The sequence below is a fragment of the Prevotella amnii CRIS 21A-A genome (genome assembly GCF_000177355.1).
In the GTDB taxonomy this organism is placed as follows: Bacteria; Bacteroidota; Bacteroidia; order Bacteroidales; family Bacteroidaceae; genus Prevotella; species Prevotella amnii.
In genome coordinates this window covers 182,882-194,610 of record NZ_ADFQ01000086.1, presented here as the reverse complement: position 1 = coordinate 194,610, position 11,729 = coordinate 182,882, and the positions used below count along the sequence as shown (strand labels likewise).

General features: G+C 37.5%; 11 protein-coding genes and 1 tRNA gene. 6 read left to right on the top strand and 6 right to left on the bottom strand.

The window, feature by feature from the left end; all coding sequences use genetic code 11:
• Positions 1-63 precede the first annotated feature (63 nt).
• From HMPREF9018_RS08610 to HMPREF9018_RS08605, 3 genes are read right to left on the bottom strand one after another with little or no spacing between them, the layout of a single operon-like run.
• Positions 64-489 (bottom strand): biotin/lipoyl-containing protein, encoded by a 426-nt coding sequence (locus tag HMPREF9018_RS08610; protein WP_008450293.1) that lies wholly within the window; start codon positions 487-489, stop codon positions 64-66.
• Between the two features lie 15 nt (positions 490-504).
• Entirely contained in the window at positions 505-654 is a 150-nt protein-coding gene (locus tag HMPREF9018_RS11140) for a hypothetical protein (protein ID WP_008450278.1), read from the bottom strand.
• A 19-nt stretch (positions 655-673) separates the two neighbouring features.
• Positions 674-2,239 carry an acyl-CoA carboxylase subunit beta gene (locus HMPREF9018_RS08605; protein ID WP_008450489.1) on the bottom strand — a complete coding sequence of 522 codons (1,566 nt, stop codon included), beginning with the start codon at positions 2,237-2,239 and terminating at the stop codon, positions 674-676.
• A gap of 742 nt (positions 2,240-2,981) precedes the next feature.
• Between HMPREF9018_RS08605 and HMPREF9018_RS08600 the strand changes: the two genes are divergently transcribed.
• The 6 genes from HMPREF9018_RS08600 (at position 2,982) to eno (ending at position 9,085) form a co-directional block, all read left to right on the top strand.
• Positions 2,982-3,362, top strand: a complete 381-nt coding sequence (locus HMPREF9018_RS08600; protein WP_008450269.1) for a hypothetical protein — start codon at positions 2,982-2,984, stop codon at positions 3,360-3,362.
• A gap of 164 nt (positions 3,363-3,526) precedes the next feature.
• The gene (locus HMPREF9018_RS08595; RefSeq protein WP_008450444.1) at positions 3,527-4,600 is read left to right on the top strand and encodes a zinc-dependent metalloproteinase lipoprotein; all 1,074 of its coding nucleotides are present in this window, start codon (positions 3,527-3,529) and stop codon (positions 4,598-4,600) included.
• Between the two features lie 278 nt (positions 4,601-4,878).
• Positions 4,879-5,610 (top strand): (Fe-S)-binding protein, encoded by a 732-nt coding sequence (locus tag HMPREF9018_RS08590; protein WP_008450375.1) that lies wholly within the window; start codon positions 4,879-4,881, stop codon positions 5,608-5,610.
• 22 nt (positions 5,611-5,632) lie between these two features.
• Positions 5,633-7,033, top strand: a complete 1,401-nt coding sequence (locus HMPREF9018_RS08585) for a lactate utilization protein B (RefSeq protein ID WP_008450538.1) — start codon at positions 5,633-5,635, stop codon at positions 7,031-7,033.
• A gap of 43 nt (positions 7,034-7,076) precedes the next feature.
• Positions 7,077-7,652: a LutC/YkgG family protein gene (locus HMPREF9018_RS08580; protein WP_008450299.1), complete on the top strand. Its 576-nt coding sequence runs from the start codon at positions 7,077-7,079 to the stop codon at positions 7,650-7,652.
• Positions 7,653-7,777: 125 nt separating this feature from the next.
• Entirely contained in the window at positions 7,778-9,085 is a 1,308-nt protein-coding gene (eno, locus tag HMPREF9018_RS08575) for a phosphopyruvate hydratase (RefSeq protein WP_008450344.1), read from the top strand.
• Positions 9,086-9,409: 324 nt separating this feature from the next.
• Here the strand turns inward: eno and HMPREF9018_RS08570 are convergent.
• The 3 genes from HMPREF9018_RS08570 to HMPREF9018_RS08560 all read right to left on the bottom strand — a co-directional run bounded on the left by HMPREF9018_RS08570 (position 9,410) and on the right by HMPREF9018_RS08560 (position 11,714).
• Positions 9,410-9,482: transfer RNA gene (locus HMPREF9018_RS08570), tRNA-Phe, on the bottom strand.
• A gap of 181 nt (positions 9,483-9,663) precedes the next feature.
• Positions 9,664-10,599 carry a DMT family transporter gene (locus HMPREF9018_RS08565; protein WP_008450340.1) on the bottom strand — a complete coding sequence of 312 codons (936 nt, stop codon included), beginning with the start codon at positions 10,597-10,599 and terminating at the stop codon, positions 9,664-9,666.
• Between the two features lie 5 nt (positions 10,600-10,604).
• Complete coding sequence (locus HMPREF9018_RS08560) at positions 10,605-11,714, bottom strand: thiamine-phosphate kinase (protein ID WP_008450226.1); 1,110 nt, start codon at positions 11,712-11,714, stop codon at positions 10,605-10,607.
• Between the last annotated feature and the right edge of the window lie 15 nt (positions 11,715-11,729).

Genomic DNA, 11,729 nt, shown 5'->3' with positions numbered 1-11,729 from the left:
AAAAAAAAGGGTTGCAATATATCACAATTGCAGCCCTTATTTTATGTTATATATGTTAGAAAATTATTCTATTACTACCAACGGATCGTCTTCGAGCACTGCCTGCCCCACTTTCACAGCAATAGCTGTTACTTTCCCGTCTTTTTCTGCTTCAATAGCATTTTGCATCTTCATAGCTTCTAATACTACTACAGTATCACCAGCTTTCACCTCCTGACCTACTGTTACCTCTACAGAAGTAATAGTGCCAGGTAGTGGAGCCTTTACAGCGTTAGCTGCATTGACAGTAACAGCACTTGAGGTTTCTTCCTCTGCGCTTTCAGAAGGCTTGCCCAGCTCTACCTTTTTTTTCTCTGGAGCAGCTTCCTTTTCCATTTGCACTTTATACTCCTCTCCGTTTACAGTAATGTCTGCAACGTTCTCGTTGTCGATCTCACCGATCGTTACCTTATACTCTTTACCTTCTATGGTATATTTAAACTCTTTCATTTAAGATTCTCTTATTTATGGTTTCTTGGTCATAATCTCAAACTTAGCATCCCACATCGTCTGCTTAGGACGAATGGTTATGATGCCAGGCTCATTATCGTGAATATTATTTCCCGCATATTCATAGAGTGCCATTGCTATGGCTGCGAATACATTTTTATCCATATTCTTAATCCTCCATTTATTACATAGGCATACAGCCGTGCTTCTTAGCTGGCAAATCTTGCTTTTTATGTGCAAGCTGCGCTAAGCCACGACATATACGAAAACGTGTGTTACGAGGCTCTATAACATCATCTATATAACCATATTGCGCTGCCTGATAAGGATTAGCAAACATGTCTGCATACTCCTCTTCCTTTTCTGCCAAGAACTGCTTAGCATCGCCGCCTTCTTCTTTTACCTTCTTTGCCTCGCGACCATATAACACTGCAACAGCTCCTGAACCTCCCATTACAGCTATCTCTGAACTTGGCCATGCAAAGTTTAGATCTGCACGCAACTGCTTACAACCCATTACGATATGCGAACCACCATAGCTCTTACGTAAGGTTATAGTAATCTTTGGCACCGTAGCTTCTCCATAAGCATAAAGCAACTGAGCACCATGAAGAATAACTGCATTATATTCTTGACCTGTACCCGGTAAGAAGCCAGGAACATCTACAAGCGATACTATTGGAATATTAAACGCATCACAGAAGCGTACAAAACGAGCACCCTTACGGCTCGCATTTGCATCTAACACACCGGCATAAGCATTTGGCTGATTAGCTACAACACCTACACTCTGACCATTAAAACGTGCAAAACCTGTAATAAGATTTTTTGCGAACTTAGGTTGTACCTCAAAAAACTCTCCATTATCCGTAACGGCTTTTATTACTTTATACATATCATAAGCCTGATTAGGATCGTCTGGTATAATTTCGTTTAAAATATCCTCCTTACGGTCGATAGGATCGGTACACTCTATGCGTGGAGCCTCTTCACGATTGTTAGAAGGAATATAAGAAAGGAGCTTTTTGATAATGTCAATAGCATCTTCCTCTGTCTTTGCTGTAAAACTTGTAACACCACTCTTAGTAGCATGAACACTTGCACCGCCAAGATGCTCGGCGTCAATATCCTCGCCCGTTACAGTCTTAACCACCTTAGGACCTGTTAAAAACATATAACTGGTCTGCTCCTTCATAACTATAAAGTCCGTCAAAGCAGGAGAATAAACCGCACCACCAGCACATGGACCAAGAATACTTGATATCTGAGGTATAACGCCTGAAGCTAATATGTTACGCTCAAAGATCTCACCATAGCCAGCTAAAGCTGAAATACCCTCTTGGATACGAGCACCTCCAGAATCGTTCATACATATAACAGGAGCACCATTAGTCATAGCCATATCCATTACCTTACATATCTTTTGAGCCATTGTCTCTGAAAGAGAACCACCATTTACAGTGAAATCCTGTGCGTAAAGATACACTAAACGACCGTCTATGGTAGCAGAACCTGCTACGATACCATCACCAAAATATTGTTTCTTCTCCATGCCAAAATTATGACAACGGTGAAGCTTAAACATATCATACTCCTCAAAGCTATTCTCATCTACAAGCATCTCTATACGCTCACGAGCGGTATACTTGCCACGTTCATGCTGCTTATCTATGGCTTTTTGACCACCACCAAGGCGAGCTATCTCGCGCTTTTCAACGAGTGCCTTAATCTTTTCTGTTTGCTTACTCATAAAAATGAATGATTATTTATAATGATTATTTTCTTTTTTTATCCTATCAATATATTTAATTTTATAAAATGCAAATTTACAAAAAAATAGCTATTTACGTCCTAACTATGCTAATAAATATTGTTAAGTATAACTTTTAAAGTTATCTCACACTTACTCCCCTTAAATATCAACAAGTTACAAAAATAACACACAAAGCACCTATACTTCTTTTTATAACCATCTTACACCTATAACCCACATCTTCACCACCTTTCTCTATACAACACCTATACTAAAACACACAAAAAACACTCTACATCATCAGCACTCCTACCATTTTTTACACACAAAAAGCATAACGCCTATAAGATAAACTATAAACCGTTGCAAACAAAAATAGATTATTTTTACACCATTTTTAATTTATTTTTCCTTTAAAAATAAATTATTTTTCTTTCCTCCACCTCACCTTTTTGCCGTATTCTTGTCAGCTTTTTTCTATTAAAACCTAACATCTTAACACTTAAAACGAGAAACATTCTACCTCCTTAAAACTTTTATTATACATTTTAACAAAATCTTTGTATATCTATATAACTAATTGCTATGTTTTTTCTTATAAACCAGCTTTTATATGTACCTTTGCAAAATAAAGATAAAACATTATACGGATAACATTCTTATGTTTAACTCCTATCTTTTTTTACACTGCCCTTATAAGCTGTAACAATGTGATAGGTATGAAAAATAATAAAATAAAATGAAGATAAAGGAACTTTTCAAGACTTACGCTTTTACAGAAATATATCCCTACCTTGGCTTAATGTATCCTAAGGCACGCCACCAGCGTAAGCCTTTTGAGCATGCTTATAACATGCTTTTAGAAATAAAGCCAGTAACATCTAAAAAGCAAATACGCTACGAATTGATGCAAGACCCTGACACTAACGAGATGTTCTTTGGGGCAGACGATAGTGCTTTTAATGGTCCTTGGGACGTACTATTAGGGAAAGAGCTGAAACGTGAACCAAATGTAGAGCTTTCTGAAGAAGAAATTTTAGCAAATTGCTTACTTAATTTTATTCTTATCGGGAAACATCCACGCCTTTTTGAAGAAGATTATCAATCTATTATAAGATAACAACATCTTTTCTAAATAACACTTTCAGTAAGTAATAAGCAAGCAAAACCTTTCTCTGTAGTACAAAACGATGTATACTATACAGAGCATAGTTGCTTTTATTACTTTACGCTTAGAGCTTATAATTTTATATTTCATAAAAACTCTCAGACATTATTATAAACATGAACTTCACAAAACTATCATTCCTCTTTTGTCTTATCATTACCACCTTATGCGCATGTTCCGATCCGGAGATTGTCAAACCCACTACAACAAAGCCACCTACCCCAGTAGAAACACACCTAACGGAGCAAGACCTTAAACAGGCTACCTATAAATTTAAAATTATATTTCACTTCTTGCAAAACAAAAGATCTACCTTGTCGAGAGTACATTCTAACGATATGCAAGACATAGTAGATGTTATAAACAGATTCTATAATGGGTATAACAGTCAAACGAATGCTAATGTTAAGTTCGAACTTGCCGACAAAAGCCCTAAGGGCAAAACAATGAGCGAAAAAGGCATTACCCGCAACAATATCACCGAAGACTCCATAAGCTACCTATCGCTTATAGCAGAGGAGGCTGGTCATAAATTTCACGATATTGGCTGGGATAGAACTAAATATATTAACATTTATGTTTATACCACAAAAGAAAAAGATATAGGTGGCGTTTCTACCGTACCCAAAATGCCAAAAGAAGTAGCTAAAAAAGGCGATTTAATATCTACGGGTAATGATTATAAATCTTACAACGTGTCTATAACATTACAAGAATCGCTCTTAGGATACTGGCTGAAATATAATAACAGATTATCTTCCGACTTTAATCCTGCTAACGTCCTTGCACATGAATTAGGTCATTACTTAGGGTTATACCACTGCTTTCGCTCTCCTAACGATGAAAACGACTATTGTGATGACACTAAAGAATACGACAGGGAAGAATATATGAGGACTTTCTATAGACTTGTACCTAAAATAGAAGCTGCAAGTACTATTAAAGAATATAGAGAAGTTACAGATACTCTCTTTTTGCGTAGAGCCATCTCTGATGGTAGCATATTTAGGTCGGATAATATAATGGACTATTTCTATACCTCTGGTAACAAATTCACACCCGATCAGATAAAACGAATTAGGCGATTCCTATACTATAGCACAACCGTTCCTGGCCCGAAAGTCTACTTATCTAAAAAAGGTTCACGAGCAACAACTACAAAACGCAGCAAACCATACATTATCATTTAAGCCTCTTTGCTCAAAAAAAGCCTCGTTCTCGTGTGCTTTGCTTTAAGCAGAATTAACATCTATATTATCAAAACAGAACTCTATTTTTAAGTGTTAAGCAGATAGAGCGCAAAAGATTCAATAATGATATTTATTGAATCTTTTTTTTTACACTTTTACTGTTATAAATAATCTCTTTTCTCTGTCAAAAGAAATAGCTAAAATAGTGTAGTTTATCTTATCTCGTTTAGATATTTTTTTTTAATTTTGTAATGCGAATTAAGAAAAATAATAACATTATGAAAGTAGGACTTTTTATTCCTTGCTACGTCGATGCCTTGTTCCCAGAGGTAGGTGTAGCTACTTATAAACTTCTTAGAAAGCTAAAAATAGATGTTATTTATCCTGAAAAACAAACTTGCTGTGGTCAGCCTATGGCAAATGGAGGTTTTGAGGAGATGTCATTAGATTTAGCAAATCATTTCGAAGAAAAGTTTAAATCATTCGACTATGTTGTAACCCCAAGTGTGTCGTGCTCTTCTTTTATACGCCATAATTACCCTACCTTTATGAGTCATAAGTGTAACACCCCACATAACACATACGAATTAGTAGAATTTCTATCTGACATTTTACATATTAAAGCATTGCCCGGTAAGTTTGAGCATAAAGTTTCGGTACACAATTCTTGCCATGGTGTACGTGTGTTAGGGCTAAGCACTCCTTCTGAAAATAATCTCCCTGTAGAAAATAAGATTGTAAAATTATTAAATTTGAAAGAAGGCATCAAGGTATGTGAGCCTGATCGTAAAGATGAGTGTTGCGGCTTTGGAGGTATGTTCTCTGCAGAAGAGCCTTATGTTAGCACAGCTATGGGTACAGATAAGGTAAATAACCATATAGCTACGGGTGCCGAGATAATAACAGGGGCAGACTGCTCGTGCCTAATGCACATGCAGGGGATAGCCAAGAAGAAAGGTTATAACATAAAGTTTATGCATGTTGCTGAAATATTAGCAGCAAACTTATAATAATAATAACATCATATATATCATGTCTACATATCATTCTATAAAAGCTGCTGAATTTTTAAAAGACAAAAAAAAGATAGCACGCCATGATAAAACCTTCTGGGAACTAAGACAAAAACGCGATGATGCAGCCATGTCTCTCCCTGAATGGGAAGAGCTAAGAGAGCTGTCAAGTAAGATAAAAGCACATACAATAACTCATCTTGCCGATTATATAGAGCAGTTTGTATCAAACTTAGAGAAGAATGGCGTTACTGTCCATTATGCAAATGATGCACAAGAGTTTAACGAAATAGCTTATGGCATATTAGAAACTAAGAAAGTTTCTAAATTGATAAAATCTAAATCAATGCTGACAGAAGAGTGTGAGATGAACAAATATCTCATAAAACGTGGCATTGATGTTGTAGAAGGCGACTTGGGAGAGCGCATTTTACAGCTAATGCACATGAAGCCTTCCCATATCGTAGTACCTGCATCACATATTTCTCGCGAAGATATAGGTAAAACTTTTGAACATTTAGGAATATCTTATGATAAAGGCAATTACGACCCTACTTATCTTACTCATGCTGCGCGGCTTAGCCTAAGGCATGAATTTGAAACGGCTCAAGCAGGAATGACGGGCTGTAATTTTGGTATTGCAGCAACAGGGGATTGTGTTGTGTGCACCAATGAAGGTAATGCCGATATGTCTACTTCTTTACCTAAGCTACATATAGTAGCTATGGGCATTGAGAAAATTATTCCAAACTATGACGCTTTGGCTGTTTTTCACCGTTTACTTGCACGTTCAGGGACTGGTCAGCCCTCTACTGCCTTTACATCTCATTTCAGGAAAGCTCGTCCTGATGGCGAAATGCACGTCATTTTAGTTGATAACGGTAGAAGCAATATGCTACGCGACAAAGAGCATTGGAACAGTTTGAAATGTATTAGATGTGGCGCTTGCATGAACACCTGTCCTGTTTATCGTCGCTCTACAGGCTATTCATATAGCTATTTCATACCAGGTCCGATAGGAGTAAACCTTGGTATGTTACACGATCCTCATAAATATAGTGGTAATGTGTCTGCTTGCTCTTTATGTTTAAGCTGTGATCATGTATGCCCTGCTAAAGTAGACCCAGGCAGCCAGATATACGATTGGAGGCAACGCCTTCGCATGTATGGTACGGCTAATACCGAAAAAATGGTCATGGCAGAAGGTATGAAGACTATATTTAGCAGGTTTTCTATCTATGATGCTATCACAAAGAACGCATCTTTAGCTAATTACATTCCTGATAAATGGCTAAACAACAAGACTTTAAACCCTTGGAGCATAGGCCACACAACACCTACCGTAGCCAAAATGCCTTTCCATGTGATTTTTAAAAAGGCTATGAAAGAACTAAAAGAAGAAAAATGCAAAAACCAGTAAACATGTATAAATAAGCTGTTTGTATAAAAGGTTTTATAAGAAAATGAAAAAAGAAGACTTATTAAAGAAGTTGCGTGAAAATACATCTCAAGAGTTCGACTTGCCAGAGATAAAAGTAAACGCCATCACTTATCCCGATGTCATAAAGCAATATATTGCAATGAGCAAAGAAGTGGGGTGTAACGTAATAGAAATAGATAAAACAGAAGATGTCAATGCTACTATTCATAAGATATACCCAGATGCAAAAGTGTATTGCTCTAACGTTAAAGGTATTAAAGCTAACATTAATCCTGACACTGTTAAAGACGCAGCCTGCTTAGATGGAGTAGACGTAGGCATTGTAAAAGGTGAAATAGCTGTTGCAGAAAACGGGTGTGTATGGATACCCCAAACCATGAAAGAACGTGCTGTATGCTTCATATCCGAAGCTCTTGTCATAATAATAGATAAAGAAAAAGTGGTTAATAATATGCATGAAGCTTATAAAAAGATAGAAATGCCTTCTTATGGCTTTGGCACTTTCATATCTGGACCAAGCAAAACAGCTGACATAGAACAAGCTCTTGTGATGGGAGCACAAGCAGCTAAAGATGTTACTATATTGATACGAGCATAAAAGTTAATTAAGTAAAAATACCTAATATAACTTTTTTTATATAAATAGTTTTATCGGGTATTTTTATTATCTTTGCAGTAAATAATAACGGCTATTATTTCATTTTTTAAAATAAAAAATTAGTTATGAAGATTGAAAAAGTACATGCTCGCGAGATAATGGACTCACGTGGCAATCCTACAGTTGAAGTAGAGGTAACTTTAGACAACGGTGTTATGGGGCGTGCAAGCGTTCCTTCTGGTGCTTCTACAGGTGAAAATGAAGCATTAGAGCTTCGTGATGGCGATAAAGGACGTTTCGCTGGTAAAGGTGTTTTAAAAGCAGTAGAGAACGTTAATACTGTTATCGCTCCTGCTCTTAAAGGCGATTGCGTTTTTAATCAGCGTGCAATTGACTATAAGATGTTAGCTCTTGATGGTACTCCTACAAAAAGTAAGCTTGGTGCTAATGCTATTCTTGGCGTTTCTTTAGCTGTAGCTCATACCGCTGCAAAAGCCTTAAACCTACCTTTATATCGTTATATCGGTGGTGCTAACACTTATGTCCTTCCTGTTCCTATGATGAACATCATCAATGGTGGTGCTCACTCTGATGCTCCTATCGCTTTTCAGGAATTTATGATTCGCCCTGTAGGTGCTCCTAACGAAAAAGAAGGTATCCGTATGGGTGCTGAGGTTTTCCACGCTTTGGCAAAACTTCTTAAAAAACGTGGCTTATCTACAGCTGTAGGTGATGAAGGTGGCTTCGCTCCTAAGTTTGATGGCATTGAAGACGCTCTCGATTCTATCATGCAAGCTATCAAAGATGCTGGTTATGAGCCTGGTAAAGATGTTAAAATCGCAATGGACTGCGCTGCATCAGAATTTGCTACATGTGAAGATGGCAAATGGTTCTACGACTATTCTAAGCTAAAGAATGGTATGCCTAAAGATCCTAACGGCAAGAAGCTAACTGCTGATGAGCAAATTGCATTCCTTGAGGAATTAATTACAAAATATCCTATCGACTCTATCGAAGACGGTCTTGATGAGAACGATTGGGAAAACTGGGTAAAATTAACATCTAAGATTGGTAGCCGTTGCCAGTTAGTAGGTGATGATTTGTTTGTTACCAACGTTAAGTTCTTGGAAAAAGGTATTAAGATGGGAGCAGCTAACTCTATTCTTATTAAAGTAAATCAAATAGGTTCTTTGACTGAAACTCTTGAAGCTATTGAAATGGCTCATCGTCATGGCTATACTACAGTAACTTCTCACCGCTCAGGTGAAACAGAAGATACTACCATTTCTGACATTGCCGTAGCTACAAATTCTGGTCAGATTAAGACAGGTTCTATGTCGCGTACAGACCGTATGGCTAAATATAACCAATTAATTCGCATTGAAGAAGAATTAGGTGCATGTGCTAAATATGGCTATACCAAGCTAAAATAAGTTTTAATAATAAAACTCTTTATAAATAAAGGGTGTGCCTGTTTTGGCACACCCTTATTTTTTTCTCATTATATAAAAGAGACTCAAGAAATAATATACCTAATCTGAAGATAAGAAAAACTAACTCATGCCTTTCTATAATAGAATAATGCTAAACAAAAGATATATCAAAGAAACTATCCATAGCCCTCTAAACAAAAAAAATAAAGTAATAATAATACTTTTGCTTGTCTACATACGAGGAAACATAAATATAACAACAAACAAAAAGACATGAAAAAAGGACGAACCTATAAATAGATTTCGCCCTGATGAAAGGAGGAGTGGTGCTTCTTGGAGTTGAACCAAGGACACACGGATTTTCAGTCCGATGCTCTACCACCTGAGCTAAAGCACCTCCAATTATTAATTTTTGAGTTATGAAAGGATATCTCTATATCCTTAATTGCGAGTGCAAAGTTACTGATTTTTTTCTTATCTGCAAGGTTTATGTAAGAAAAATTGTCTGCTTTAACATTTATTTTATATCTCTATACTTTTATCTTTCCTATTCCCATCACTAAGAAGGAAGATATAATCTATATAAAAAACATAGCCACACCAAGCACCGAGATAACAGCTCCTAATACGCTTTTTAACGTAATGGGCTGATGGAAAAGGAAGTAAGTGGGTAAAAGTATCATTATAGGAGTTGTAGCCATGATAGTACTTGCCACACCAGCCACTGTATATTGTGATGCCATTAGCGAAAGTCCCACACCTATAACAGGACCTGTAAGCACTGCAAGCACAATATAAAACATACTCTTAGCATCAAGACAGCTACGCCTAAAACTTCCTCCCTTACCCTTAAAGACTAAGATTACAGTAAAAAGTAACAAACCCGCTACCAACCTAATAATATTAGCTGAGAAAGGTAACCCTAAGGAAAACCTATCTAAATAAGCCCTTGGAACAATGCTTGTGTAATGATGTAAGCCTATAACGCTCAACACATAGCCCACACCCTGCCCTATGCCAGCTCCTAAACCAAAGAGAACACCCTTAAGAGGCAAGTCGAGACTTATCCTCTTTTTGCCCTCTCCTCGCCCTAAAACAGATATTGCTATACCTAAAAGGGTTACTATCATGGCCATAATACTCATAAAAGTCATGCGCTGTCCCATGAGCACCCATGCTGAAAGGGCAGAGAAAATAGGAGCTGTAGTCATAAAAAGCTGTCCGTATCGCGAACCTATAGACATGTAGCTATTAAGCAAACACATGTCGCCCACAACAAAACCTACTGCCCCTGATGACAACAGCCATGCCCACGTCTGAAGGTCAGCATAACGAGGAAGAGCACTGCCCATAAAGATATAACATAATATCATAGACAAGACGAGCCCTAAGAGCATACGCCACACATTAGTAACAGCTACACCTACGCGCTTACTCGATACCTCACACGTAAGAGCAGCAACAGTCCATAGCACTGCCACTGCCAAACTTATAAATTCTCCTATAAAGCTCATGCCCTTTACTCTTTATCTTCTGACCAACCCTGAGCCTTTAGTTCAAACTCATTACCATCACGAGTAATTAAGAAAGCACCCAAACTTGCATCTGTTATATATCCTATCTGGCGCACACCCTCTAAATGTTCTAACTTCTCATGGTCGCCTATAGGGCAAGTAAAGAGCAACTCATAATCCTCTCCACCATTGAGAGCTGCTGTGGTAAGGTTCATATTAAACTCTTCACAAGTAGCTGCCGTCTGGTAATCGATAGGTATTTTGTCCTCATACACCCTACAACCACAACCACTCTGCTTACAAATATGCTTCAGCTCTGAGGCTAAACCATCTGAAATATCTATCATAGATGTAGGGTGAATGCCTGCAGCATAAAGACTTTCTATTACATCACCACGAGCCTCTGGCTTTAGCTGACGATCGATAAGATATTCTTTACCAGCAAAATCGGGCTGGAAATGGTCTATAAGCTCTTTGCCCTTAGCCAAAGCCTGCAAGGCTTGCTTGTCATTACTACCCTTAGAAGCCTTCAGCTTACTATTATATTCCTGCACTTGCTGATAATATACCGTCTTTTCTCGCTCAAGGATTTGAAGCCCCATATATGCAGCACCAAGATCGCCAGAAACACAGATAAGATCCGTGGGGTGAGCTCCTTTGCGCGTAAGCACCCCTGCTTTAGACACTTCACCTAAACAAGTAAGAGTAATAGCTAATCCTGTATAAGAAGAAGAGGTATCGCCACCTACTATATCTACATTCCATTTATCACATGCACGACGCAAACCACTATAAAAGCTCTCAAGATCTTCTACTATAAAACGTTTACCTATAGCTATGGCGCATAACATCTGACGAGGATTTCCACCCATAGCAAAAATATTGCTCATAGTAGCCATAGCACACTTATACGCTAAATGCTCCATATCTATATAGGTAAGGTCGAACTGAATACCTTCCATAAACATCTGCGTAGTAACCAAAGTATGCTTATTCTCATAACTTAACTCAGCAGCATCATCGGTGAGAGAAACTATAGTAGAAGAGTTTTTTGCCTTTATATCTTTTGTAAAATGCTCAATTAAGCCAAACTCGCCTAATTCTTTTATTTCCATCTTATATAATTCTTT

Bases quoted from the DNA above. Each gene is read 5' to 3' on its own strand.
- HMPREF9018_RS08610 (WP_008450293.1), bottom strand. From the start codon at position 489: ATGAAAGAGTTTAAATATACCATAGAAGGTAAAGAGTATAAGGTAACG.
- HMPREF9018_RS11140 (WP_008450278.1), bottom strand. From the start codon at position 654: ATGGATAAAAATGTATTCGCAGCCATAGCAATGGCACTCTATGAATAT.
- HMPREF9018_RS08605 (WP_008450489.1), bottom strand. From the start codon at position 2,239: ATGAGTAAGCAAACAGAAAAGATTAAGGCACTCGTTGAAAAGCGCGAG.
- HMPREF9018_RS08600 (WP_008450269.1), top strand. From the start codon at position 2,982: ATGAAGATAAAGGAACTTTTCAAGACTTACGCTTTTACAGAAATATAT.
- HMPREF9018_RS08595 (WP_008450444.1), top strand. From the start codon at position 3,527: ATGAACTTCACAAAACTATCATTCCTCTTTTGTCTTATCATTACCACC.
- HMPREF9018_RS08590 (WP_008450375.1), top strand. From the start codon at position 4,879: ATGAAAGTAGGACTTTTTATTCCTTGCTACGTCGATGCCTTGTTCCCA.
- HMPREF9018_RS08585 (WP_008450538.1), top strand. From the start codon at position 5,633: ATGTCTACATATCATTCTATAAAAGCTGCTGAATTTTTAAAAGACAAA.
- HMPREF9018_RS08580 (WP_008450299.1), top strand. From the start codon at position 7,077: ATGAAAAAAGAAGACTTATTAAAGAAGTTGCGTGAAAATACATCTCAA.
- eno (WP_008450344.1), top strand. From the start codon at position 7,778: ATGAAGATTGAAAAAGTACATGCTCGCGAGATAATGGACTCACGTGGC.
- HMPREF9018_RS08565 (WP_008450340.1), bottom strand. From the start codon at position 10,599: ATGAGCTTTATAGGAGAATTTATAAGTTTGGCAGTGGCAGTGCTATGG.
- HMPREF9018_RS08560 (WP_008450226.1), bottom strand. From the start codon at position 11,714: ATGGAAATAAAAGAATTAGGCGAGTTTGGCTTAATTGAGCATTTTACA.